The 24,363-nt window shown below is 38.9% G+C and carries 24 protein-coding genes; 16 read left to right on the forward strand and 8 right to left on the reverse strand.

From position 1 onward, the window contains the following. Positions 1-42 precede the first annotated feature (42 nt). Together GWJ05_RS10925 and GWJ05_RS10930 are read right to left on the reverse strand one after the other, a co-directional pair. The gene (locus GWJ05_RS10925) at positions 43-264 is read right to left on the reverse strand and encodes a YheU family protein (RefSeq protein WP_036933921.1); all 222 of its coding nucleotides are present in this window, start codon (positions 262-264) and stop codon (positions 43-45) included. Then, positions 261-1,241, reverse strand: coding sequence for a hydrolase (locus GWJ05_RS10930; RefSeq protein ID WP_036933923.1), 981 nt, complete (start codon positions 1,239-1,241; stop codon positions 261-263). The genes GWJ05_RS10925 and GWJ05_RS10930 overlap by 4 nt, the downstream gene beginning before the upstream one ends. Positions 1,242-1,340: 99 nt before the next feature. Here GWJ05_RS10930 and GWJ05_RS10935 point away from each other — a divergent pair, with 99 nt between their 5' ends. The 3 genes from GWJ05_RS10935 (at position 1,341) to GWJ05_RS10945 (ending at position 5,227) form a co-directional block, all read left to right on the forward strand. Next, positions 1,341-1,946: a LysE family translocator gene (locus tag GWJ05_RS10935; protein WP_036933925.1), complete on the forward strand. Its 606-nt coding sequence runs from the start codon at positions 1,341-1,343 to the stop codon at positions 1,944-1,946. Between the two features lie 726 nt (positions 1,947-2,672). Then, positions 2,673-3,533, forward strand: coding sequence for an SIS domain-containing protein (locus GWJ05_RS10940; RefSeq protein ID WP_036933927.1), 861 nt, complete (start codon positions 2,673-2,675; stop codon positions 3,531-3,533). A 149-nt stretch (positions 3,534-3,682) separates the two neighbouring features. Continuing rightward, positions 3,683-5,227 (forward strand): methyl-accepting chemotaxis protein, encoded by a 1,545-nt coding sequence (locus tag GWJ05_RS10945; protein WP_036933929.1) that lies wholly within the window; start codon positions 3,683-3,685, stop codon positions 5,225-5,227. Between the two features lie 88 nt (positions 5,228-5,315). On the opposite strand, the gene GWJ05_RS10950 is transcribed toward GWJ05_RS10945, so the two are convergent. The 3 genes from GWJ05_RS10950 to GWJ05_RS10960 form a co-directional block, all read right to left on the reverse strand. Beyond that, complete coding sequence (locus GWJ05_RS10950; protein WP_036933931.1) at positions 5,316-7,058, reverse strand: methyl-accepting chemotaxis protein; 1,743 nt, start codon at positions 7,056-7,058, stop codon at positions 5,316-5,318. A 530-nt stretch (positions 7,059-7,588) separates the two neighbouring features. Next, positions 7,589-9,271, reverse strand: a complete 1,683-nt coding sequence (locus GWJ05_RS10955; protein WP_036933932.1) for a methyl-accepting chemotaxis protein — start codon at positions 9,269-9,271, stop codon at positions 7,589-7,591. A gap of 331 nt (positions 9,272-9,602) precedes the next feature. Further along, complete coding sequence (locus tag GWJ05_RS10960) at positions 9,603-11,534, reverse strand: ABC transporter ATP-binding protein (protein WP_161681406.1); 1,932 nt, start codon at positions 11,532-11,534, stop codon at positions 9,603-9,605. A gap of 121 nt (positions 11,535-11,655) precedes the next feature. On the opposite strand from GWJ05_RS10960, the gene kefG reads away from it, so the two are divergent. The 4 genes from kefG (at position 11,656) to slyD (ending at position 15,005) form a co-directional block, all read left to right on the forward strand. Next, a complete protein-coding gene (gene kefG / locus GWJ05_RS10965; protein ID WP_161681407.1) occupies positions 11,656-12,207 on the forward strand; it encodes a glutathione-regulated potassium-efflux system ancillary protein KefG in 552 nt (183 codons plus the stop codon). Continuing rightward, positions 12,207-14,069, forward strand: coding sequence for a glutathione-regulated potassium-efflux system protein KefB (gene kefB, locus GWJ05_RS10970; protein WP_036933936.1), 1,863 nt, complete (start codon positions 12,207-12,209; stop codon positions 14,067-14,069). Before kefG ends, kefB begins: the two co-directional genes overlap by 1 nt. A 4-nt stretch (positions 14,070-14,073) precedes the next feature. Further along, positions 14,074-14,277, forward strand: a complete 204-nt coding sequence (locus GWJ05_RS10975; protein ID WP_036933937.1) for a YheV family putative zinc ribbon protein — start codon at positions 14,074-14,076, stop codon at positions 14,275-14,277. An 89-nt stretch (positions 14,278-14,366) separates the two neighbouring features. Further along, positions 14,367-15,005: a peptidylprolyl isomerase gene (gene slyD / locus GWJ05_RS10980; RefSeq protein ID WP_036933938.1), complete on the forward strand. Its 639-nt coding sequence runs from the start codon at positions 14,367-14,369 to the stop codon at positions 15,003-15,005. A gap of 79 nt (positions 15,006-15,084) precedes the next feature. Here the strand turns inward: slyD and GWJ05_RS10985 are convergent, their stop codons facing one another. Further along, entirely contained in the window at positions 15,085-15,303 is a 219-nt protein-coding gene (locus GWJ05_RS10985) for a SlyX family protein (RefSeq protein WP_036933939.1), read from the reverse strand. A 334-nt stretch (positions 15,304-15,637) separates the two neighbouring features. Between GWJ05_RS10985 and fkpA the strand changes: the two genes are divergently transcribed. Further along, complete coding sequence (fkpA, locus tag GWJ05_RS10990) at positions 15,638-16,387, forward strand: FKBP-type peptidyl-prolyl cis-trans isomerase (protein WP_036938758.1); 750 nt, start codon at positions 15,638-15,640, stop codon at positions 16,385-16,387. Between the two features lie 93 nt (positions 16,388-16,480). On the opposite strand, the gene GWJ05_RS10995 is transcribed toward fkpA, so the two are convergent. Further along, positions 16,481-17,362, reverse strand: coding sequence for a DMT family transporter (locus tag GWJ05_RS10995; protein ID WP_087803679.1), 882 nt, complete (start codon positions 17,360-17,362; stop codon positions 16,481-16,483). Between the two features lie 144 nt (positions 17,363-17,506). After that, positions 17,507-17,653, reverse strand: coding sequence for a hypothetical protein (locus GWJ05_RS11000; protein ID WP_158482370.1), 147 nt, complete (start codon positions 17,651-17,653; stop codon positions 17,507-17,509). Positions 17,654-18,005: 352 nt separating this feature from the next. On the opposite strand from GWJ05_RS11000, the gene GWJ05_RS11005 reads away from it, so the two are divergent. The 8 genes from GWJ05_RS11005 (at position 18,006) to tuf (ending at position 24,330) form a co-directional block, all read left to right on the forward strand. Then, positions 18,006-18,710, forward strand: a complete 705-nt coding sequence (locus tag GWJ05_RS11005; RefSeq protein WP_036933941.1) for a helix-turn-helix transcriptional regulator — start codon at positions 18,006-18,008, stop codon at positions 18,708-18,710. Positions 18,711-18,719: 9 nt separating this feature from the next. Next, positions 18,720-19,115, forward strand: a complete 396-nt coding sequence (gene tusD / locus GWJ05_RS11010; RefSeq protein ID WP_036933943.1) for a sulfurtransferase complex subunit TusD — start codon at positions 18,720-18,722, stop codon at positions 19,113-19,115. Continuing rightward, a complete protein-coding gene (gene tusC / locus GWJ05_RS11015) occupies positions 19,115-19,483 on the forward strand; it encodes a sulfurtransferase complex subunit TusC (RefSeq protein WP_082239435.1) in 369 nt (122 codons plus the stop codon). Before tusD ends, tusC begins: the two co-directional genes overlap by 1 nt. A 31-nt stretch (positions 19,484-19,514) precedes the next feature. Then, positions 19,515-19,808 (forward strand): sulfurtransferase complex subunit TusB, encoded by a 294-nt coding sequence (tusB, locus tag GWJ05_RS11020; protein ID WP_036933944.1) that lies wholly within the window; start codon positions 19,515-19,517, stop codon positions 19,806-19,808. A 127-nt stretch (positions 19,809-19,935) separates the two neighbouring features. Next, positions 19,936-20,310, forward strand: coding sequence for a 30S ribosomal protein S12 (gene rpsL, locus GWJ05_RS11025; RefSeq protein ID WP_004236497.1), 375 nt, complete (start codon positions 19,936-19,938; stop codon positions 20,308-20,310). 99 nt (positions 20,311-20,409) lie between these two features. Next, positions 20,410-20,880: a 30S ribosomal protein S7 gene (rpsG, locus tag GWJ05_RS11030; protein ID WP_004246897.1), complete on the forward strand. Its 471-nt coding sequence runs from the start codon at positions 20,410-20,412 to the stop codon at positions 20,878-20,880. Positions 20,881-20,962: 82 nt separating this feature from the next. Next, a complete protein-coding gene (gene fusA / locus GWJ05_RS11035; protein WP_036933945.1) occupies positions 20,963-23,077 on the forward strand; it encodes an elongation factor G in 2,115 nt (704 codons plus the stop codon). Positions 23,078-23,145: 68 nt separating this feature from the next. Further along, positions 23,146-24,330: an elongation factor Tu gene (tuf, locus tag GWJ05_RS11040; RefSeq protein ID WP_036933947.1), complete on the forward strand. Its 1,185-nt coding sequence runs from the start codon at positions 23,146-23,148 to the stop codon at positions 24,328-24,330. Positions 24,331-24,363 lie beyond the last annotated feature (33 nt).

Consider the following 24,363-nt stretch of genomic DNA (forward strand, 5'->3'; position numbering starts at 1 on the left):
TAAGGTTAGCCCTTATTGATGGCGATATTACGCTCTGGGTAACTAATCAGAGCGAAATTGCGAGGCAGGCATAATATTGACGCTTTCATGAAGCTCAGACCAAACTAACACGGCCTCGCCAGATTTAAGTTGTTTTTTTACGTCGGCGACTTTTTGTTCAAGCGTCTTTTCTTGGATACCATAATCTGTGCCTTCTCGTAAAACGAAACTTTCAATAAGATTATCTAGTGTCTCTGTGGAAAGTTCGTTCCAAGGTATTATCATTGGGTTTTCTCCAAATAAGCGGATAACCAGTCAGGTATCCGACTCTCAAGCCACATCACTGGTTTCGAGAGTTTTCCGCTGACAAACCCCACATGCCCACCAAATTCGGTAAGTTGATACTCAATATTATTAGGTAGTGTTGTGATATCTGGAATTACATCCGCAGACATGAAAGGATCATCTTTAGCATGAATGATAAGCGTTGTTTTCTTTATTTTATTTAATAAAGGCAATGCACTGCATTGGCGATAATAATCTAACGCATCTTTAAATCCGTGAATTTTGGATGTAATAAGGTCGTCAAACTGACGCAGCTTTTTGATCGACTTTATCGTCAATAAGCTGATCGGTAATGATTCTGGGTAGCGGATCAGCTTGCGTGTCGCGTTACTTTTTAGCCCTTTTAATAGATACCATTGATAAAAACGGGAAAACCCATGTTCAATTTTGGTTGAACAAGGTTCTAGCATTAATGGTGCTGATACAATAACAGCAGCATCTACAACGGCACTCTCACCACTTTCAGCAAGGTAATAAGCAAGCATATTACCGCCAAGAGAGTAGCCGACGGCTGCTGTAGGTTGTTTACCAAACTCCTGTTTTAGCCAATTTAAAAAATAGCGAGCATCTTCGGTTTCACCTGAGTGATAGATGCGTTTTTGTCTATTGGGTTCACCACTGCATCCTCTAAAATGCATTACAACACTTAACCAGCCTCTCTCTTTGGCTGCTGATAACATGCCATGGACATAAGGACTGCTAAAGCTTCCTTCTAAACCATGAAAGATCACTAATCGTGGTTTATCAAGTGCCATTTTAGGATCTTCACTCCATGCCAAATCGACAAAATCATTATCAGGAAGGTTTAGCCGTTGCCAATAAGGCGTTAATAGTGGTGTTCTACGCACTATTCTTGGTAAAAGCGTTTGTAAATGTGGATTTTTAGCCCAACGCATTGGATTAAAGTATTGAGACATATTTTCCGTCTATCAAAATGAATTAACACTTGTTTGCTAAATAACATACTGCTATTTTCGGTGAAAATAAAACATCTGTCACATCTTTGAGCTCTCACCATGACCATTAGCCTTATTTTTTCTTTAACGGTTTTCCTGTTTATTGCCGCTATTACACCTGGTCCCAACAACTTATTGCTTACTTCATCAGGTGCTAATGTCGGTTTTAAAGGCTCATTAAGGCTTATGGCGGGTATTATGCTGGGTATGCAATGTGTTTTACTTAGCTCAGCATTTGGTGTTGCTGCATTACTGATTATTTATCCTGCATTACATATAGGATTAAAGATAGTCGGGAGTGCATACTTACTTTGGCTTGCTTGGAAAACAGCAACATCATCTTATCAGCGTTTAGATATTCCAGCAAAAACATCGCAAGCAGTCAGTGGGTTTCAAGGTGGATTATTACAATTTCTTAATCCAAAAGCGTGGATGATGGGATTAGGGGCCGTGGGGAGTTTTAGTTTATCGGGTGATGCTTATTTTGGCTCTGTTATTGCGATCAGCGTTATTATGGTTATTGTTAATTTTGTTGCGGGTATTGTTTGGATATTAGGTGGAACGCTAATTAGTCTGTTTTTACAAAGTAGGCGTTCTTGGTTTATTTTCAATATCTCAATGGGGCTATTAACCGCGCTCTGTGTACCGCTAATCTGGATAGGGTAAATCAATAAAATAGTTATAAATCAATAGGTAACCTAACTTTTTTTATTAAAATGAGTTTTTTTTAAGATTGGTTGGAACGATCTCTTTAGATATGTATCAAAAAAAGAGTATTCATCTATAAAAAGAGAGAGCTACGAACACCCATTGTTGTGTGTATTCATGTTAAAATAGTCACATTATATAAAATGGCGTTTGGTTATTTTCAATGGTTATATATAAATTTTAGTCTTTAAGTATGTTATTTTTTATTTCTCTTTATTTATCCCTTAGAATGGAGAAATAAATCATCTTCTAAAGGAATTATTTATTCCCTTTTACTGTTTGTAATTAAAGAGAATTTTATTGTACATCCGTTTTTAGTGTGTTTTCTAATTGTTATTAACTTAATGGAAGCATTTAAAAACGCAATATTATTGAAGATATAAATTGAATTTATATTCTCTTATTGACCAAAAAGAATAAATTATTATTAAAAGTTGGAAAAAAATAAATTAAGCATTATAGAATATAGCGGTTAATGAACAAAGACGGATAGAAAAGAGAATTATAGAACCATTATAAAAGTAAGTATTATAATAATAACAATATTAACTTTTATAACCTATTGTTTAGGTTCTATTTTTATTTGGTTTATTCTGAAAAATCTAAATAACTTTAGGCATCAAATTCTTTATCAAGAACAATCTCATATATCACGATATAGTACTCGAAGTGGATATTGTCATTATGCCAACATTAACGAAAATAGCCTGGATAAAGCCAGGTATGGCTACAAATCAGCGAAAAATAGCGGACTATATTTTAGATAATCCAGAAAAAATAGTCACTCTTTCATCACAACAGCTTGCTGAAATAATGGGGGTTAGCCAATCTGCTATTGTTAAATTTAGTCAAAAAATAGGATTTAAAGGCTTCCCTTCTTTGAAACTGGCTATCAGTGAAGAGCTGGGTCGAAAAAATGCAAATTCAGGGACAAACCCTAGCATATTGCATAATCAAATAGGCTCTGAAGATAGCTTAGTGGTTATTGCACAAAAGTTAGCTCAAGAGAAAAATAATTCAATTAGCGATACAACTCGTCAAATAAATTACCTTCATTTCGAAAAGGTGATCCAACTTATTGATGAGGCTCAACGAGTTCAAATTATCGGTATTGGTGGCTCTGGATTAGTCGCAAGAGATTTAAGTTATAAATTACAAAAAATAGGAATAACAACTCTGATTGAAACAGATCATCATGTTCAAATATCTGTTGCACAAATGTTAAGTCCAAAGGATTTACAGATAGTGATTTCTTATAGTGGCAAAAGAAAAGATATGCTAGTTGCAGCCTCGGTGGCTAAAAAACAAGGAGCTAAAATCATTGCGATTACAGGAGAAAAGCACTCTCCATTAGGAAGAATTTCTGATTATATATTAGAAACAATTGCGGATGAAGGTGAGTGGCGGAGTGCTTCAATTTCTTCGCGTACAGCACAAAATACAATCACAGATCTTATTTTTATGGCGTTATTGAAGAAACGTGATGAGTGTGCAAAGACATTAGTGCTAAGTTCACAAGCATTAATTAATAGCCTGGATAATTAAAAAATTTGAACTGATTCAAAAAATTAATATTTAAATTTAGGTATTTACACTTATTACTAAAGTTATTCTCCTAACGGCCGAAACGTTAGTTATTTAGGTCGTGTTTTTTTGTTGAGATATTCTAATTTCAATATCGAGGAGAGTAACTAATGCGTAACAATCAACCGGTGACACAGCGAGAATACCCGGTCTCTGAAAACGCAACACTGATGTCGACGACAGATCTTGATGGCAATATTATTTATGCCAACGAGGATTTCGTCGAGGCCAGTGGGTTTTCAGTCGAAGAGCTGGTGGGAAAACCCCATAATATTGTCCGACATCCTGATATCCCTTCAGAAGTCTTTAAGGATATGTGGAAAACCTTAAAACAAGGCGAGGTTTGGACTGGGATCGTTAAAAATAGACGTAAAAATGGCGATCACTATTGGGTAAGGGCCAATATCACCCCTATTATTCGTCAAGGTAAAATTCAAAGTTTTATGTCAGTAAGAACCTATGCAAAAAAAGAAGAAATAGCTCAAGCTTCAGCGCTTTATGATGCGTTTAATCAAGGTAAATATCCCTCTCACACCTTTTTAAAAGGTGCTTTTGTTTATAAAGGGTGGCAACGTTGGCGCTCATGGAATCAAACTATTTCATTAAAGAAACGCCTTCGCTTTTTTATTCTACTACCATTACCATTTATGCTATTAAGTGCATGGTTTGCTGGTTTATCTGGTTATGTCCTTTTGATGCATGTCGTTGTATTGCTGTTATTGCTAATAGCTAATGAACGCATTCTTTATTTTCAAATTGTAAAGCCAATAATTCGATTAAATGAACAGGCTAATCGTGTTGCGACAGGAGATGAACATAACGTTGCTTATCTTAATCGGATTGATGAAATTGGGATGACACAGCGCTCAGTTAATCAGTTAGGGCGAATGTTTCGTTGGTTAGTTAATGATGTAAGTCATCAAATTCATCAAGTCGATATTTCTTGTGATCAATTAGCTGCTGGTAATCGTGATTTATATGTAAGAACGGAACAAACAGCCAGTAATGTTGAAGCAACAGCATCGACGATGAATGAGCTTACTACGGCAGTAAGTAATAATAGTGAAACTGCGGGTCAGGCAAATAACCTTTCTAATATCACCTGTGATGCGGCGATAAAGGGAGGTAATGCCATGGATAATATCGCGAATACAATGAATGATATCGCAAAGAGTTCAGAGCGTATTAGTAATATTATTGGTGTTATCGACAGCATTGCTTTTCAAACCAATATTCTTGCATTGAATGCTTCAGTAGAAGCAGCCAGAGCGGGTGAACAAGGACGAGGTTTTTCGGTGGTGGCGACTGAAGTGAGGGAATTAGCACAGCGTAGTGCAGAAGCCGCCAAAGAGATTAAAAAATTGATTGGTGATTCAAGTAGCAATATCAAAGTGGGTTCAAAACAAGTCAATGAGACGGTCGGTACAATGGAGGATATTGTTGTACATGTCAAAAATGTGACAGATTTAATTGGTGAAATTAGCCTAGCGTCTTCAGAACAAAGTGCGGGTCTAAAAGAATTAGGTCGAGCAGTTGAAAAACTGGAATTGATTACGCATGAAAATGCCAACTATGTTTCTAAGGCTTCGATGATTTCAGGTGAAATGAAGGTACAAACGAATTACTTAGTCAGTGCAATTAATGTATTCCACTAATTTGTAATTATTAAGAAGTTAAAGACACCTACTAAAAATAGGTGTCTTTGTACCTAACCCACTGTTTTATCATCATATAATAAGTGAATTAAAAGCTTGTCCAATCATCGTCTTCATCATTTTTGATGGATGTTTCTTTTGTGGAATTTCTCTCTTTTATTTCATCCTTGACGGTGTTTTTTATTTTTTCCCCTTTTTTCTGTGATAACTTTTCAGAAGAGAACGGTATTTCAATGACGTTATGATGTGATTTTTTATCGTACTGCTTACTTTCCGTTGTTTTAAACTGCTCAACGATCTGTTCAAGATTACCCGCTTCTTCAGTCAATAAACTTGCTACAGAGGAGGATTGTTCAACCATAGCGGCATTTTGTTGGGTTGCTTTATCCATTTCTGTAACGGCCAGAGAGACTTGAGTAATACCACGAGTTTGTTCTTCAGATGCGGATAAAATTTCTGTCATTGAGTCTTCAACATGTTTGACAGAGGTCAGTATTTCACCCATAGACATGCTAACTTGCTCAACAAGATCATTACCATGGCGAACTCGGCTAATTGAAGCATCAATTAATTCTTTTATTTCCTTCGCAGCTTCTGCACTACGCTGTGCTAATTCCCTCACTTCAGTCGCCACCACCGAAAAACCTCGTCCTTGCTCACCCGCTCTAGCTGCTTCAACGGCCGCATTTAATGAGAGAATATTAGTTTGAAAAGCAATGCTATTAATAACGGTGGTAATTTCACCAATTTTTTGCGAACTTTCGGCAATATCCGTCATAGTTTTAACCATTCTATTCGTGACATCTCCCCCTTTACTGGCAATATTTGATGTTTGATTAATGAGATGTGAAACTTCACGAGCGCTTTCTGTATTGTTTCTCACTGTTGCTGTGAGTTGTTCCATACTAGATGCGGTTTCTTCTAATGCGCTTGCTTGCTCTTCAGTACGGCAAGAAAGATCGGTATTGCCTGCTGATAACTCTTGAACACCCGTGTAAATATGATGGCTTGTTCCTCGAATAGCATTTACAATTAATGAGAGTTCAGTGCGCATATACTGAATACCCGTAATTAATTGGTCAATTTCATTATTCCCTTTTGCTGTGATGTCTTTATTTTCTAATAAATTTCCTTGAGAAATTTCTGACATATAATCCACGATTTGATTGATACGTAAAACAATATTTCGACGTATCCAAAGTACAACAAGAACCGTAAAAAGAATAAAAATAAACATAAAAACAAACGCTAAAATTAATGTGCGTTCGTAATTACCTTGTGCGGCTTCTCTTGCGTGGGTCACCACGTTATCACTGAGATAATCTGTTGCTTCATAGAGGGATTGAGTGAATCGTTCATTGGTATTATGTGCATAAAGGGATTGAAAGCCGTAGTAATCATGAATTTCTAAACATGATGCAAGCTGATCGAGATCGTAAAGTACTCGGTTAAATAGTTTTTTCATTTTTTCTATTTTTTCGGGATCAAAATTGGCATTTTGAGCGGAAGAAAAATAGGCACTAATAATATGGGTAACTTCTTGTTTGCGTTGTGGATAGGTGGATAGAAAGTGGGTAATTTTATCTTCTGCAATGTCGGGCGTGAGATGAGCGTCAAACATAACATTAAGCATATCTTCACGTAATTTATTTAACTCAGCATAACCATAATCCATCGTTTTTATCTGTTCAAAGCCATTTGCTAATTGTGAGATCCGCTTATTTGTTAAACTCGCGTCACGGATACTCATTGCACCAGAGAAAAGTTGAATGGTGCAAAACAGTATTAAGATAAACATTAAGCCATTAGATATTTTTATTCGTTTCAGCATAGCCTTACCTATTTAATTGATTTGTAGGACACACAGCAAGGAGCGATAAACATTCATCAATTAAACTTATTCGGCTTAATATCTAAAAACTTTACCTTTTCTACTCTATTTAATGGTAAAGATGATTTATATTTCTTTTTTTAGTTTTAATTACCAGCTAATAGCTAAAATATTCTAATGATTTATATAAAAGACTATAGGTATATTATCTTACTAATTTTTTATGTTTATTTGCTAATATTAAGATTTAATAATGTCTTTGCTGAATAATAAAGCGATTGTAGCTGTGTTTTATTTTTAGTGTTCGTTTTATTTTATGATAAGTGAAATAGATACATCGTCTTGATGAATGCGTTTAATTTTCTTAAAAAATATGTTTTTTCGTATAAAAACGATCGTTTTTAATATGTCAATGTATCGTGGGTTAGACATACTCCCAGAAAAATGGCTGGGAGTATGGTAGGTAGAGGTTTTGTTATATGTAATGTAATAGACTATTTATTGCACCTAGCTTTCACTTTTTTGGGAACTTAAAAACTTTCCCAGTTATCATCGGTTTCATGATGATTCGTTTTTATTGTTGATGTTTTAATCACCTCTTTTTCTTGTGATTGAGCTGAAAAGGTGGGTAACTTAGTCAGTGCTGGTTTTTCGTTCTCTACTTTAAATGTATTTACGATAATATCTAACATACTGGCTTGTTCACTTAGTGTGGTAGACGCAGCGGTTGATTGTTCAACCATGGCTGCATTTTGTTGAGTTGCTTTATCCATTTCATTAACAGCAAGACTAATTTGTGCAATACCACGAGTTTGCTCTTCTGATGCAGATAAAATTTCTTTCATTGAACCTGAAACATGATTGACGGATGTGACAATTTCACCCATTGATAAACTGACTTGTTCAACCAGATCATTACCTTGTCTAACACGTAAGATTGTTGATTCGATAAGCTCTTTGATCTCTTTCGCTGCTTCGGCACTTCGCTGTGCTAAGTTGCGCACTTCACTTGCAACTACAGAAAATCCTCGGCCTTGTTCGCCCGCTCTTGCGGCTTCAACCGCTGCGTTGAGAGCTAAGATATTTGTTTGGAATGCAATATCATCAATAACAGCCGTGATTTCACCAATCTTTTGTGAGCGATCGGCAATATCTGTCATCGTCATGACCATCTTGTTACTATGTTCTCCACCTTGAACAGCGATATCAGCGGTACTCATCACCAGTTCTGTGACCTCACGAGCGCTATCGGTATTATTACGGATAGTTGCTGTCATCTGCTCCATACTGGATGCGGTTTCTTCTAATGCGCTGGCTTGCTCTTCTGTTCGGCTGGATAAGTCATTATTTCCTGCCGCAATCTCTTGTACACCGGTATAAATGGTGGCACTACTATTTCGAATAGCGCTCACCATCTCTTTTAATTGTGCTCGCATTTGTTGTAAGCCCAGCATAAGCTGGTCTATTTCAGTATTACCCGAAACATCACTATCTATACGACTGACTAAATCGCCTTTAGCGATAGTTTCCTGATAGGTGATCATTTGATTAATACGAGCAATGATGTATTTGCGGATCCAAATAAGAACTAATGTGGTGAAGATAAGGAAAATACCCATAAAGGTAGAGGCTATCCATAACATACTGTAGTAGTTCTTTTCCGCTTCAGCCACTGACGGATTGACCACGTCATCTGTAATAAAATCTGTGGCTTCATACAGTGAGTTGGTAAAATCAGTATTGGCTGGGCTTTTTAAGATCAATCGAACAGCATTGGTATTTCGCTCATTTAAATATTGTGCTAACAAATCAAGATCAGCGCGGCTTTTTTGATAAAGCTGTTTGATCTGCGCCATACGCTGTTGATCAAATCCTGTTTGAGCGGATAAATCAACATACTCATTCATCAGAGTATCAACTTGTGCTTTACGCGCTGGCATAGTTTGCATAAATGCAGTGATGTTTGCATCTTCAGCCTGAGGATTTGAAATATAGCTAAATGCTTGTGCAATAATATCAGTACGTAATGTATTCAACTCCGCATAAGTATTATCCATTGTGCGTAGTTGGTCGAAACTGTATGAAATTTTCTTGAGTTTATTCTGAGTCTGGTAGGCATCGTGAATACTTTGTACTCCAGAAATAATCTGAATAATACAAAACAGCGTCAGGACACACATTAAACCTTGAGAGATTTTAATTCGTTTTAACATAACCCTACCTATTAGCTTTATCTTTTCGTCGGTAAGTGGGAGGTCCACTTAGCAGAATGATTAATTCGGCTGGAATGTTAGAAACTTTAGTGTGAAAGAATTTATTTCCCTTACTTAATCTGAATAGTCAGAAAATAAATGTTAGCTTGTTATTTTTACTGGGGTATTACCAGATAGGGTAAGATTATATTTTGTGTAAATAGTGCTACTATAAAATGATATAAATACCGTAAGTGAAATGAATTGTATAAATTTTAAGAATGAATAATGAGATAAAGGTAAAGGAACTATTTTACTTAAAACAGTTCCTTTTTTAATGAATGATAGGTAATTACTGAGATCCAAATGTATTTGTCATCTCTTCCAATGTTTCTTGTAATTCCATCCATTCCATTTCAACTTCTTCAAGCGCTGACTTTGCGATACCTTGTCGGTTTAAACAATCAGAAAGCTCATTTTTACGGCTGACATCGTAAATACCACTGTCAGAAAGCGCCGTTTCCATAAGTGTCAACTCTTGGCTGAGTTTATCCATTTTACTTTCTAATATCGTCAGCTTTTTACGCAGAGGTTGGGTTTGTTGCCTAAACTCGGCTTCTTTGCGTTTTTGCTCTTTTTTGTCTTGCGCACTTAAATTTGTTGTCGCGATATTGTCTTTATCTTGTTGGTTTTTATTGGCTTGTGTTTCTTGGCGGTTTTGATCAACTAACCACTGCTGATAATCATCAAGATCGCCATCAAAAGGTTCAACTTGACCATCATGAACAAGATAGAGATCGTCGGTTGTTGATCGCAGTAAATGCCTATCATGCGATACCACAACAATCGCGCCTTCAAAGCTAATTAAAGCTTGAGTTAGCGCTTGGCGCATATCTAAATCGAGGTGGTTAGTTGGTTCATCCATTAACAGCAAATTAGGGCGTTGCCAGACTAAAAGGGATAACACTAAACGTGCTTTTTCACCCCCAGAAAATTGACCACAAGCATCGGTAACCTTATCACCATGGAAACCAAAGCCACCAAGATAGTCACGTAATTTCTGTTCAGTCTCTTTAGGCGCTAAACGAGTTAGGTGTTGTAGCGCTGATTCATCTGAGCGTAAAAACTCTAATTGATGCTGTGCAAAGTAACCTAGTTTAATGCCTTTTGAGAGAGCCATTTTTCCTTGTAGTGGTTCAAGCTCACCCGCAAGTAATTTAATTAGCGTCGATTTACCTGCACCATTTCGCCCTAATAACCCAATACGTGAGCCAGGGATTAAATTCAGTTTAATATCATTAAGAATAATTTTTTCACCATAACCAGCACTGACTTTTTCCATCGAGAGTAATGGATTAGGTAAGCTTTCAGGTTGACGGAAACTAAATTGGAATGGGTTATCGGTATGAGCTGGTGCAACGCGCTCCATTCGCTCAAGCATTTTCACTCGACTTTGTGCTTGTTTAGCCTTAGTGGCTTTTGCTTTAAACCTATCGATAAAACTTTGTAAGTGTGCAATTTTTGATTGCTGGTTTTCAAACAAGGCTTGTTGCTGAGCGAGTTTTGTTGCCCGTTGCATTTCAAATGAAGAGTAGTTACCTGAATATTCAAAGATTTTCTCTTGTTCAATATGCAATATTTTATCCACGATCGGATCAAGAAAATCACGGTCATGGGAAATTAAAATTAAGGTACCAGTATAGCTTTTCAGCCATTTCTCAAGCCAAATAACGGCATCTAAATCTAAGTGGTTGGTAGGCTCATCAAGTAATAGTAAATCAGAACGACAAATTAACGCTTGCGCCAAGTTTAAACGCATTCTCCAACCGCCTGAAAATGATTTTACAGGTTCATTAAGTTGCTGTTGGCTAAAACCCAAGCCATTAAGTAAGGTTGCAGCACGAGATTGTATTGTCCATGCATTAATGGCATCTAATTGCCCATGAATAAGCGCAATAGCGTGGCCGTCATTGATCTCGTTGGCTTTTTGTAATCGTTGTTCTAGTTGGCGATATTCTCTATCACCATCAATGACATAATCAATTGCTGGTATATCAAGTGCAGGTGTTTCTTGATTAACCCACGCCATTGCCCAAGTACTGGGAAAGGTCACATTTCCCGCTTCAGCTTGAAGCTCACCTTTTAATAAAGAGAGTAATGTGGTTTTACCACAACCATTTTTGCCGACTAGACCAATCTTTTGCCCTGGATTAATAGTTGCACTGGCATTATCCAGTAACACTCTGACACCACGGCGAATTTGCAAAGAAGAAAAAACAATCATAAATATCGTCTATTAGGAGTATGTAAATTAATATATAGAGTAAGTTGTTCGTAACAGTTGGTCACAATGCGTGCATGGTAACGGAAAAAATGGTTTCTGACACGTTTTGTAAGGAGGAATGATGTTAAACGCATCAAATGTATTACTGGTGTATGTCCATCCCGAGCCGCGCCAATCAATTGCTAATAAAGCGTTACTAAATGCGGTGAGGGATCTAGAGAATATAACTATCCATGACTTATATGCTACTTATCCTGATTTTTTTATTGATATACATCATGAGCAATCCTTGCTGTGTCAGCATAAAGTGATTGTTTTTCAATTTCCACTACAAACATATAGTTGCCCAGCATTATTAAAAGAGTGGCAAGATAGAGTACTAACACGTCCTTTTGCAAATCAAAGTGGAAGGTCACATTTAAAAGGGAAAGCATTTCGCTGTGTTGTGACCACAGGCGAACCTGAATATGCTTACCAACATAACGGAAAGAATCGCTACACACTCACTGAATTATTACGTCCTTTCGAATTAATGGCAGAAATGTGTGGTATGCGTTGGTTATCGCCTATGATTGTGTATTCAGCAAGGCAACAGTCTAAAACAACATTGACGCATATTGGAGAGGCTTATCGCCATTGGTTAGGTGCGCCACTTGAAGGGGAGCATGTCTGATGGAAGATAATTGGATGATTAAAGCGGTGCTCTTTTTCCTTTGTGCTGCGGTGGTCATGGTGCCTATTGCACAACGTCTTAAAATTGGGGCGGTATTAGGGTATTTGATAGCAGGTATTGTTATTGGACCTTGGGGGCTTGGGTTATTTAAAGATGTTGATGACATCTTACATTTTTCTGAATTAGGTGTGGTTTTCCTAATGTTCTTGATTGGATTGGAATTAAACCCAGCTAAGCTATGGGAATTAAGACGCGCTATATTTGGTGTGGGTTCCATGCAGGTAGTTTTCACCGCTTCTATTTTTTCAGGACTTATTCTCGTTTTAACCTCTTTTTCATGGCAAGCGGCGGTTATTGGTGGATTGGGTATTGCAATGTCTTCAACGGCTATGGCACTACAGCTTATGAATGAAAAAGGGATGAATCATAACGAGGGAGGGCAGTTAGGTTTTGCGGTGCTGTTATTTCAAGATATGGCTGTGATCCCTATTCTTGCTGTTATTCCATTACTTGCGGGGGAAACAGCTAGTAGTGATTGGTATCGCATTGGATTAAAAATTGCTTCTTTTGCGGCATTGTTGATTTGTGGGCGTTATTTATTACGACCTCTGTTTCGTTTAGTGGTGAAATCGGGTGTAAGAGAAGTCTTTACAGCCGCAGCACTATTAGTCGTGCTGGGAGCCGCCATTTTTATGGAAACTCTCGGTTTTTCAATGGCAATGGGAACCTTCATTGCTGGCGTGTTATTAGCAGATTCAGAGTATAGGCATGAATTAGAAATCTCTATTGAACCGTTTAAAGGGTTATTATTAGGGCTATTTTTTATTTCTGTCGGCATGTCTTTAGATATTGGTATTTTATGGCGCTATTTACCTGAGGTTTTACTGGGTGTGCTTATTCTCGTGATAACTAAGGGACTAATACTTTATGGCATTGCATGGCTAGCTGGATTGCGCTTTTCTACACGTTTACAGTTTTCATCAGTATTAAGTCAAGGTGGTGAATTTGCCTTCGTTGTTTTTTCAACATCAATGGCGATGGGGGTATTAGATAGTCAGCAAATGGCATTATTGCTGGTGGTTGTCACGCTTTCTATGATGACTACACCACTTGTGATGCAAATGACAGACGCTGTGTTATCTCGCCGTTATAATGAGGCCAAAACAGACGAACAGCCTTTTGTTGAAAATAATCATCCAGAAGTCATTCTTGTTGGTTTTGGTCGAATGGGGCAAGTTGTAGGACGCTTGTTGATGGCCAACAAGATTAACATCACCGTACTAGAGCATGATGTGGGAAGTTTAAGTACCATGCGTAAATACGGTTATAAAGTTTATTATGGTGATGCAACGGATCTTAATTTATTACGAGCGGCAGGTGCGGAATACGCAAAAACGATTGTTATCACGAGTAATGAATCTGAAGCAACGATGGAAATTGTTCACCTCTGTCAGCGTCACTTTCCTAATTTGCATATTATTGCAAGAGCAAGAGGGCGTGTTGAGGCTCATGAATTGCTTAAAGCGGGTGTAACAGATTTTAGTCGAGAAACATTTTCTAGTGCTTTAGAGTTAGGCCGTAAGACATTAATTGAATTGGGTATGCATCCTCATCAAGCTTATCGAGCGCAACAGCATTTTCGCCGTTTGGATATGCAATTACTCAGAAAGCTGGTGGATGAATCACCAGAAGAGGTTTCCAACGTATCTCGCGTAAAAGAAGCAAGGCGAGAGCTTGAAGAACTCTTTAATGAAGAAATTCGCCAAGAGCATCATCAACCTGATATTTGGGATGAATCTTTAACAGAGGACATTCCTCAAATAAGTAAAGAAAAAAGATCTATTGATAAACAGGAGAACTGACCCCATGTCTGCAACCCGTAAACGCTTTATCGCAGGAGCTGTGTGCCCACACTGTCAAGCTCAAGACACACTCAAAATGTGGCGCGAAGATAAAGTTGATATTGTCGAATGTGCTCAATGTGGCCATCAGCAACGACAAACAGAGGGTGAAGTTAATTCACTTGTTCGTGAAAATGAACAGGTCATTGGGATCTTTACACCACAATAATTGTAGGTTTTTTTGATATAACCCGATACAGAAGATTTATTTTTCGTTACAATCGGGAAAATTTTGCCCACGGGTATGTAGGAGATGTCATGAAAGTAGCAAACGACTTGGTAGTTAGTCTGGCTTATCAAGTAAGATCAGAAGACGGTGTTTTAGTTGATGAGTCCACGGTGAGCGCACCGTTAGACTATCTGCATGGCCGTGGTTCTTTAATCAGTGGTTTAGAAAATGCATTAACAGGTCGCGAAGTCGGTGAGAAATTCGACGTAGAAGTGGCTTCTGATGATGCTTATGGCCAATACGATGAAAACTTAGTTCAACGCGTTCCAAAAGATGTTTTTGTTGGTGTTGATGAGTTAGAAGTTGGCATGCGTTTTCTTGCGGATACCGATCAAGGTCCTGTACCAGTAGAAATTACAGGTATTGAAGGTGACGAAGTTATCGTTGATGGTAACCACATGTTAGCAGGCCAAAACCTGAAGTTTCATGTTGAAATCGTTGCTATTCGTGAAGCGACAGAAGAAGAATTAGCACACGGCCACGTGCACGGTGAAGAAGAAGAGCACGAATGTTGTGGTGGCCACGGTCACGGTGAAGACGGTGGATGTTGTGGCGGTGGTCATGGTCATGGCCATTCTCACGGTGAAGAAGGTGGATGCTGCGGTGGCGAAGGTCATGGCAACGGTGGTCACGGCCACGGTCATGGCGGTTGCGGTTGCCAACACTAATCTGTCTAAAGAAAGATCAAAAGGAGCGTTTAAACGCTCCTTTTTGTTTTTTTGATTACGTTAAAAGGAAAGTCATCACTTAATAGTGTGGGGGAGGTGTTTCATCCTCGGGTCTTGCAATTATTGAGGATTGAGATGTTTTTAAGCGCTCAGTGACAATCTTTAATGCTTCTTTAAAGCGACTAATTTCAATTTGTTGCTGTGTAACCACCTGATTTAACTCTTCAATAGTCGCATCTTGGAAAGCAACTTTGCTTTCTAATTGAATGAGCAATAGTTCTACTTCCTTAATATCCATTGTGTTTTTCCTCCTTTGAAATGTCGAATTACGACGAATGTGACTAACGAACTCGTGAAATTTAATCTTATTTACTGATATATACACAGGAAGACATAAATCTGGTTTGAGATAAAAGACTATTTTGTTAATGTGATAACACTCTGTGCTGACAAAAATCCTAACATTAACTGTTATGAGTGTCGGCAAATTTTTTTAATTCATATAAAATTGCTACCCGCGGATGAGATCTATACCGCAACGACAGCAAGATGTGATGCAAAACGTTTTAGTGAAGATCTATGATGATCATTTTTAAAACGTAGCGACTCACTAACATATACTGGAGAATGGGATGAAATCTTTATTAAAAACGACGTTGCTGGCAACCAGTTTAGCTTTCGCATTCAGCGCACCTCAAGCATTTGCTGAAGAAGCAGCTAAAGTGCCAACATTAAATAGTGCATTTAAAACTCAAAATGAGCAAAATGCCTATGCGTTAGGCGCGTCGATGGGTCGCTATATGGAAGCTGCATTACAAGAGCAAAAAAATATTGGTATTACTTTAGATTCTAAACAACTGTTGGCAGGGGTTCAGGATGCATTTAACAGTAAATCCAAATTATCAGATGCTGAGATTGAATTAACCTTAGCGGCGTTTGAAGATCAAGTCCGTACTGCTGCAACCGCGAAAATGGAAAAAGAAGCCACAGAAAACAAAGCCGCGGGTGATAAATTCCGTACAGAATTTGCAGCTGAAAAAGGTGTCGTAAAAACAAAATCAGGTCTATTGTATTTAGTTGAAAATCCAGGTAAAGGTAAAACCCCAACAGATGCTGATCGTGTGACTGTACACTACAAAGGTATGCTGATTGATGGTAAACAATTTGATAGTTCTTATGATCGTAATGAGCCACTGACAATTAGCCTAAAGAGTGTTATTCCTGGCTGGACTGAAGGCATGAAATACATCAAAGAAGGTGGCAAAATCAAGTTAGTTATTCCACCAGAATTAGGCTATGGCCAACGCGCAACAAGTGGTATTCCAGCTAACTCAACCTTAGTCTTTGAAGTTGAATTACTGAGTGTTGAAAGCGATAAGTAATTCACTTATCACTCAATATCACTAAAAAATGCTGGCATAAATGCCAGCATTTTTATTTCTAATGTATCGTACATCATTTATTAACGTATAGCGTTAGTCTACAGTCTCTTCGATAATAATAGCTTTGGGTTTTTTAAAAACAAACAGCAAGCCAATAATGATTGCCCCCATCCCTATTAAAGTGAGTAAAGACATCTTATTACCCAAGAAGATGTAATCCATGAATGCCGTCACTCCCGGTACTAAATAAAATAAGCTCGTGACATTAACTAAATTACCTGTTGTGAGTAAACGATATAACAGTAGCTGAGCAACAACAGAAATGATAATAGCTAGCCAAAGAACAGGAATGATAAAGCCAATATCGAATGAGGCATCAAAAGGTTTAAATGGCACAAATAACAAGCACAATACGAGACTAACAACATATTGCAGTGGCAAGGCGTCCATGGGAGCTAATTGCAGTTTTTTTTGTGAAATTGCACCAACACTCATGCAAAGTAGGGCAATTAATGCATAAATCATCCCTGTTAATGAAAGGGCTGTATTAAATACACTTTGTGCAACTACCAACACTAGCCCTGCTAATGCGATTAGAAGTCCTAACAATCGAGTTGCGGTAAAATTACGTTCAATTATCCATAATGTAATAATCGGTTGTACACCCATTATTGTGGCCAGCATTCCGGGTGTTATGCTATTAGCAAGCGCCAAAAGATAACAAATAGAATAACCGCCGATAATTAACAAACCTACCCATGCTGTTTTTAATCGACTTCCTTTCGGAGGCAAAAAACGATGACGCTGAATACACAAAAAAGAAAGAAATGCTAACGCGATAATAAAACGCCAAGTTAAAATAGCAAATGAGCTACCATTATCTAAACCCCAACGCGAAAAAATAGCCCCGCTACTCCATAATAAAACGAATAATGTCGTTGGACCGAATTTCGCCCAATATTGACGTAAATACATGACGATATACCTGTAAAATGAGCAGTAAGATGGCTTGACTATTTTTAGTAATAGTTGGCAATTGAGAAAACATTAACAAATAAACGTAAATAACACTTCAATTATAGTATGTTGGTTCATACGCAATTAAGTCGAACTAATAAATTAAGCAATGTCAGTTGCAACAACAACCGTTGTATTGACGACAACCACTTTGACAGACGGAAGTGGTGAAGAGGGAATTTTAATAGGCATAGAAGCAACAGACATTAACCCTACTGTTGATGAAAGTTGCTGAGATTGGCATATCATCAGTATATTCAAGGGATTAATTACACGCTAAAATAATAATTTGGAATATAGGTAATCTCTTCAAGAGTGTCAATCTTTATCCCTCCTATCTTTAAAGGTGAAATTTTTAAAAATAAAGAGGGCGTTGATACGAAAAGATTAAAAAAACGAAAAAAGCTGTGACCTATGACAAAGCTCTTATTCTAAGACACTTGACGTAGATCGTCTGACGATCTAACGTCAGAATTGTGCCTAATTCAGTTTTTATATTTAAATTTTTTAATATTAAATTGATCCGCAGTGACGAACCGTTATAAAAAATAGAACCTCAAGTCATTATCATAATTAAAGCCTTTAAGGATTATATAATCAAATGTCTAGCCCGTTATTTAATGGTGACAGCAGCGAGTTTGAAAAACTAGATAGCCGACCTTTTACTCAAACTGATCACGAAATATTGAAGTCCTATGAGGCTGCCGTAGAAGGTTTAGCTATACTCATTGGCAACCATTGTGAAATCGTATTGCACTCTCTGGAAGATTTGAAATGTTCAGCGGTTAAAATCGCGAATGGAGAACATACTGGTCGTAAGATTGGTTCTCCAATTACCGATTTGGCATTACAAATGTTACATGATATTACAGATGAAGATTCAAGTTTTTCAAAGGCTTATTTTACTAGAGCGAAAAGTGGTGCATTGATGAAATCGATCACGATTGCGATTCGTAATCGCGAACGTCGTGTTATCGGTTTATTGTGTATTAATATGAACCTTGATGTTCCATTCTCTGAAATAATCAAAACCTTTATTCCTGAAGAAACACATGAAGTTGCTTCTGATGTTAACTTTGCCTCATCTGTTGATGATCTCGTGGCCCAAACATTAGAGTTCACCATTGAGGAAGTGAATAATGATCGTGAAGTTGCCAATAACGCAAAAAATAAACAAGTTGTGTTAAGCCTTTATGAAAAAGGTATTTTTGATATTAAAGACGCCATTAACCAAGTTGCTGATCGACTGAATATCTCAAAACATACGGTCTATCTCTATATTCGCCAGTTTAAAAATGGAGAATAGAGCCACATTATGAGTTCCTTGACATATTGTTTAGTGGTAACAGGGCCTCATTATGGAACTGAACAAGCTTCAAGTGCCTATTTATTTGCAAATGCCCTTCTTGAGAAAGGGCATCAAATTGCGCAAATTTTCTTCTATCGGGAAGGGGTGGTAAATGCCAACAGATTGGTGTTACCAGCAAATGATGAATTTGATCTTCCCAAAGCGTGGATAACATTGGCGAAAAGACACCAAATTCCTTTACATGTTTGTGTTGCTGCTGCATTACGTCGAGGGATCATTGATGAACAACAAGCCAAAGAGCAAGGAATTGATAATCATAATATGGCAACGGAATTTGAACTTAGTGGCCTAGGTTCACTTGCTCAAGCGATGTTGACGTGTTCACGTGTGGTGCAATTTTAATGAAAAAAATGAATTCAATTGCCTTTCTTTTTACACAAGCACCTCACGGTAATAGTGCTGGACGGGAAGGTTTGGATGCTTTACTCGCAACCTCTGCATTAACGGAAGAGATAGGTGTTTTTTTTATATCAGATGGCGTGTTCCAATTAGTTGAAAATCAACAGCCTGAAGGTGTGTTATCTCGCCATCACGCTGCAACTTTTAAAGTGCTTCCCTTGTATGATGTAACAAACGTCTATATATCACATCAAGATATGACTCATCGTGGATTGTCCTCTCAAACTGCTTTTGTGCTGGATGCACAGGTGATATCTCATCAAGATATTGCTCAAAAATTGAGTGAATATGGGGTGGTATTGCGCTTTTAATACAGAAGTTAGGCAGGAAGGTTGAACGGTTATGTTGTATACTTACTCCGTCTCTATTTACCAAAGTGATTTAGAGGCTTTTTTATCTTTATTAACAAAACAAGATGACGTGTTGTTAATTCAAGATGGTGTACTGGCAGTTCTTGAAGAGAATCCCTTATTAAAATATTGTCTTCAACAGCAAATTTCAGTTTACGCATTAATTGATGATGTTTTAGCGAGAGGCTTAAAAGATCAAGTATCTCATCATATTAAACTCATTAGTTATGGTGATTTTGTCGATTTAACGGTAAAACACCCTCAACAAATTCATTGGGGAGCGTAGAATTGCTGTATAATTCTTGACACATGAGCCTGTCAGCAATAAAATTCTGCGTCCTCATGTTTTGTCTTGTTGACAAGACAGAGTTCAAATCCGTGTTTACGAAGCAAAAACCAGGAGCTTTTTTTAAATGGCAACTATTAATCAGCTGGTACGCAAATCTCGTAGCTCGAAAGTTGTTAAAAGCAACGTTCCAGCTCTGGAAGCTTGCCCGCAAAAACGTGGCGTATGTACTCGTGTATATACTACCACTCCAAAAAAACCAAACTCAGCACTGCGTAAAGTATGCCGTGTGCGTTTGACTAACGGTTTCGAAGTTTCTTCCTACATCGGTGGTGAAGGCCACAACTTGCAGGAGCACTCCGTAATCTTAATCCGTGGTGGTCGTGTTAAAGACTTACCAGGTGTGCGTTACCACACTGTTCGCGGCGCGCTGGACTGTTCTGGTGTTAAAGACCGTAAACAAGCTCGTTCTAAGTACGGTGTGAAGAAGCCAAAGGCTTAATGGTTCTCCGTTAAGTAAGGCCAAACATTTTTTCACAAATAATGTCAAAATAAACTCATTGAGTTTTGGACAACCCTGAATTTTAAACGGAGTATTTCCATGCCACGTCGTCGTGTAATTGGTCAACGTAAAATTCTGCCAGATCCTAAGTTCGGATCAGAACTGCTGGCTAAATTTGTAAACATTCTGATGGTAGACGGTAAAAAATCTACTGCGGAATCAATTGTATATAATGCGCTTGAGACCCTGGCTCAGCGTTCAGGCAAAACTGAACTGGAAGCGTTCGAAATCGCATTAGATAACGTACGTCCTACTGTGGAAGTTAAATCCCGCCGTGTTGGTGGTTCAACTTACCAAGTTCCAGTTGAAGTACGCCCAGTTCGTCGTAATGCATTAGCAATGCGTTGGATTGTTGAAGCTGCTCGTAAACGCGGTGATAAATCCATGGCTCTTCGCCTGGCAAATGAATTATCTGATGCGGCTGAAAACAAAGGCGCTGCTGTTAAGAAACGTGAAGACGTTCACCGTATGGCAGATGCAAACAAGGCGTTCGCACACTACCGTTGGTAATCCACGAAGTAGTTGTAGCAACTCTTTTCAGGACAGCTATGCTGTCCTTTACCTGAATTGAACGCCCACGAGAGAGGAAAAAATGGCTCGTCAAACCCCCATAGCACGCTACCGTAATATCGGTATCAGTGCGCACATCGATGCCGGTAAAACCACTACAAGTGAACGTATTCTGTTTTATACCGGTGTAAACCATAAAATTGGTGAAACTCACGAAGGTTCAGCAACAATGGACTGGATGGAGCAGGAGCAGGAGCGTGGTATTACTATCACATCCGCAGCAACTACTGCATTCTGGTCTGGTATGGCTAAACAGTTCGAGCCTCACCGTGTAAACATCATCGACACCCCAGGACACGTTGACTTCACAATCGAAGTAGAACGTTCTATGCGTGTTCTTGATGGCGCGGTTATGGTTTACTGTGCAGTTGGTGGTGTTCAGCCTCAGTCAGAAACAGTATGGCGCCAGGCTAACAAATATCATGTACCACGTATCGCGTTCGTTAATAAAATGGACCGTATGGGTGCAAACTTCCTGCGTGTTGTTGAACAAATCAAAACACGTCTGGCAGCAAACCCAGTTCCACTGCAAATCCCAGTTGGTGCTGAAGAAAATTTCACCGGTGTTGTTGATTTAATCAAAATGAAAGCAATCCGTTGGAATGAAGAAGACCAAGGTGTTACCTTCGAATACGAAGACATTCCTGCAAATCTGCAAGATTTAGCTGAAGAATGGCACAATAACCTGGTTGAATCTGCAGCTGAAGCATCAGAAGAACTGATGGACAAATATCTGGGCGGTGAAGAACTGTCAGAAGCAGAAATCAAAGCTGCTCTGCGTAAACGCGTTCTAGATAACGAAATTATCCTGGTTACCTGTGGTTCTGCCTTTAAGAACAAAGGTGTTCAGGCAATGCTGGATGCGGTAATTGAATACCTGCCAGCACCAACAGATGTACCTGCTATCAACGGTATGTTACCAGACGGTAAAGATACTCCAGCAGAACGTCACTCAAGCGACGAAGAGCCATTCTCATCTCTGGCATTCAAAATCGCAACTGACCCATTTGTTGGTAACTTAACATTCTTCCGTGTGTACTCTGGTGTTGTAAACTCAGGTGACACTGTTCTGAACCCGGTTAAAGACAAAAAAGAACGTTTTGGCCGTATTGTTCAGATGCATGCTAACAAGCGTGAAGAAATTAAAGAAGTTCGTGCGGGCGACATCGCTGCTGCTATCGGTCTGAAAGACGTAACTACAGGTGATACTTTATGTGCAATTGATGCACCAATCATCTTAGAACGTATGGAATTCCCAGAGCCAGTAATCTCTGTTGCTATCGAACCTAAGACTAAAGCTGACCAAGAAAAAATGGGTATCGCTCTGAACCGTCTGGCTCAAGAAGATCCATCTTTCCGCGTATCAAGCGACGAAGAAACTGGTCAAACTATCATTGCTGGTATGGGTGAACTGCACTTAGACGTGTTAGTTGACCGTATGCGTCGTGAATTTAAAGTTGAAGCGAACGTAGGTAAACCACAGGTTGCTTACCGTGAAACTATTCGTGATACAGTAACTGATATCGAAGGTAAGCACGCGAAACAATCTGGTGGTCGTGGTCAGTACGGTCATGTTGTTATCGATCTGTCTCCATTACCAGCAGGTGGTGAAGAGAACTACGTATTTATCAACGATATCGTTGGTGGTGTAATTCCTAAAGAATTCATCCCAGCTGTTGATAAAGGTATTCAAGAACAGCTGAAATCTGGTCCATTAGCAGGTTACCCTGTTGTGGATATTCAGGCTCGTTTACATTACGGTTCTTACCATGATGTTGACTCCTCAGAAATCGCGTTTAAAATTGCCGCATCAATGGCATTTAAAGACGGCTTCATGAAAGCTAAGCCAATTCTGCTTGAGCCAGTCATGAAAGTTGAGATTGAAACGCCAGAAGATTACATGGGCGACGTTATCGGTGACTTAAACCGTCGTCGTGGTATGGTTGAAGGTATGGACGATCTGCCTACCGGTAAGATCATCCGTGCTCAAGTACCACTGGCTGAAATGTTCGGTTATGCAACTGACCTGCGTTCACAAACTCAGGGTCGTGCTTCATACTCTATGGAGTTCTTGAAGTACAACGAAGCGCCTAGCAACGTCGCTCAGGCTATTATCGAAGCTCGTAAAGCGAAATAAGATCCTTTCGAGTTCAATTTAGTTTACGCTCCCTCTAATAAGAGGGAGCGATATTAAGGAATATAGTCGTGTCTAAAGAAAAATTTGAACGTTCAAAACCGCACGTTAACGTTGGTACTATCGGCCACGTTGACCACGGTAAAACAACTCTGACTGCTGCAATCACTACAGTTTTAGCTAAAACTTACGGTGGTGCTGCTCGTGCATTCGATCAAATCGATAACGCACCAGAAGAAAAAGCTCGTGGTATCACCATCTCTACTTCACACGTAGAATACGACACTCCAACTCGTCACTACGCACACGTAGACTGCCCAGGTCACGCCGACTATGTTAAAAACATGATCACTGGTGCTGCGCAAATGGACGGAGCGATCCTGGTAGTTGCTGCGACTGATGGCCCAATGCCACAAACTCGTGAGCACATCCTGTTAGGTCGTCAGGTTGGTGTTCCTTACATCATCGTATTCCTGAACAAATGTGACATGGTAGATGATGAAGAGTTACTGGAATTAGTTGAAATGGAAGTTCGTGAACTTCTGTCTCAGTACGATTTCCCAGGTGACGACACTCCAGTAATCCGTGGTTCAGCGCTGAAAGCACTGGAAGGCGAAGCAGAGTGGGAAGCAAAAATTGTTGAATTAGCAGAAGCACTGGATTCATACATCCCAGAACCAGAGCGTGCAATTGACAAACCATTCCTGTTACCAATCGAAGACGTATTCTCAATCTCAGGCCGTGGTACAGTAGTAACTGGTCGTGTTGAGCGTGGTGTAATCAAAGTTGGTGAAGAAGTTGAAATCGTTGGTATCAAACCAACAGTTAAAACAACTTGTACTGGCGTTGAAATGTTCCGTAAATTACTTGACGAAGGTCGTGCAGGTGAGAACGTTGGTGTTCTGCTGCGTGGTACTAAACGTGAAGAAATCGAACGTGGACAAGTACTGGCTAAACCAGGTTCAATCAAGCCACACACTAAATTCGAATCAGAAGTATATATTCTGAGCAAAGATGAAGGTGGTCGTCATACTCCATTCTTCAAAGGCTACCGTCCACAGTTCTACTTCCGTACAACTGACGTAACTGGTACTATCGAATTACCAGAAGGCGTAGAAATGGTAATGCCAGGTGACAACATCAACATGATCGTTGAACTGATTCACCCAATCGCGATGGACGACGGTTTACGTTTCGCTATCCGTGAAGGTGGCCGTACAGTAGGTGCGGGCGTTGTTGCTAAAGTATTAGGTTAATTACTCGCGTAATTCTCCTAGAGAAGGGCATCA

Origin of the sequence: Proteus sp. G2626, from assembly GCF_009915985.1 — a bacterium.
GTDB classification, from domain to species: domain Bacteria; phylum Pseudomonadota; class Gammaproteobacteria; order Enterobacterales; family Enterobacteriaceae; genus Proteus; species Proteus vulgaris.

What these genes read in the sequence shown, in the direction of transcription:
- GWJ05_RS10925 (WP_036933921.1), bottom strand. Translation starts at nt 264, where the DNA reads ATGATAATACCTTGGAACGAACTTTCCACAGAGACACTAGATAATCTT.
- GWJ05_RS10930 (WP_036933923.1), bottom strand. Translation starts at nt 1,241, where the DNA reads ATGTCTCAATACTTTAATCCAATGCGTTGGGCTAAAAATCCACATTTA.
- GWJ05_RS10935 (WP_036933925.1), top strand. Translation starts at nt 1,341, where the DNA reads ATGACCATTAGCCTTATTTTTTCTTTAACGGTTTTCCTGTTTATTGCC.
- GWJ05_RS10940 (WP_036933927.1), top strand. Translation starts at nt 2,673, where the DNA reads ATGCCAACATTAACGAAAATAGCCTGGATAAAGCCAGGTATGGCTACA.
- GWJ05_RS10945 (WP_036933929.1), top strand. Translation starts at nt 3,683, where the DNA reads ATGCGTAACAATCAACCGGTGACACAGCGAGAATACCCGGTCTCTGAA.
- GWJ05_RS10950 (WP_036933931.1), bottom strand. Translation starts at nt 7,058, where the DNA reads ATGCTGAAACGAATAAAAATATCTAATGGCTTAATGTTTATCTTAATA.
- GWJ05_RS10955 (WP_036933932.1), bottom strand. Translation starts at nt 9,271, where the DNA reads ATGTTAAAACGAATTAAAATCTCTCAAGGTTTAATGTGTGTCCTGACG.
- GWJ05_RS10960 (WP_161681406.1), bottom strand. Translation starts at nt 11,534, where the DNA reads ATGATTGTTTTTTCTTCTTTGCAAATTCGCCGTGGTGTCAGAGTGTTA.
- kefG (WP_161681407.1), top strand. Translation starts at nt 11,656, where the DNA reads ATGTTAAACGCATCAAATGTATTACTGGTGTATGTCCATCCCGAGCCG.
- kefB (WP_036933936.1), top strand. Translation starts at nt 12,207, where the DNA reads ATGGAAGATAATTGGATGATTAAAGCGGTGCTCTTTTTCCTTTGTGCT.
- GWJ05_RS10975 (WP_036933937.1), top strand. Translation starts at nt 14,074, where the DNA reads ATGTCTGCAACCCGTAAACGCTTTATCGCAGGAGCTGTGTGCCCACAC.
- slyD (WP_036933938.1), top strand. Translation starts at nt 14,367, where the DNA reads ATGAAAGTAGCAAACGACTTGGTAGTTAGTCTGGCTTATCAAGTAAGA.
- GWJ05_RS10985 (WP_036933939.1), bottom strand. Translation starts at nt 15,303, where the DNA reads ATGGATATTAAGGAAGTAGAACTATTGCTCATTCAATTAGAAAGCAAA.
- fkpA (WP_036938758.1), top strand. Translation starts at nt 15,638, where the DNA reads ATGAAATCTTTATTAAAAACGACGTTGCTGGCAACCAGTTTAGCTTTC.
- GWJ05_RS10995 (WP_087803679.1), bottom strand. Translation starts at nt 17,362, where the DNA reads ATGTATTTACGTCAATATTGGGCGAAATTCGGTCCAACGACATTATTC.
- GWJ05_RS11000 (WP_158482370.1), bottom strand. Translation starts at nt 17,653, where the DNA reads ATGATATGCCAATCTCAGCAACTTTCATCAACAGTAGGGTTAATGTCT.
- GWJ05_RS11005 (WP_036933941.1), top strand. Translation starts at nt 18,006, where the DNA reads ATGTCTAGCCCGTTATTTAATGGTGACAGCAGCGAGTTTGAAAAACTA.
- tusD (WP_036933943.1), top strand. Translation starts at nt 18,720, where the DNA reads ATGAGTTCCTTGACATATTGTTTAGTGGTAACAGGGCCTCATTATGGA.
- tusC (WP_082239435.1), top strand. Translation starts at nt 19,115, where the DNA reads ATGAAAAAAATGAATTCAATTGCCTTTCTTTTTACACAAGCACCTCAC.
- tusB (WP_036933944.1), top strand. Translation starts at nt 19,515, where the DNA reads ATGTTGTATACTTACTCCGTCTCTATTTACCAAAGTGATTTAGAGGCT.
- rpsL (WP_004236497.1), top strand. Translation starts at nt 19,936, where the DNA reads ATGGCAACTATTAATCAGCTGGTACGCAAATCTCGTAGCTCGAAAGTT.
- rpsG (WP_004246897.1), top strand. Translation starts at nt 20,410, where the DNA reads ATGCCACGTCGTCGTGTAATTGGTCAACGTAAAATTCTGCCAGATCCT.
- fusA (WP_036933945.1), top strand. Translation starts at nt 20,963, where the DNA reads ATGGCTCGTCAAACCCCCATAGCACGCTACCGTAATATCGGTATCAGT.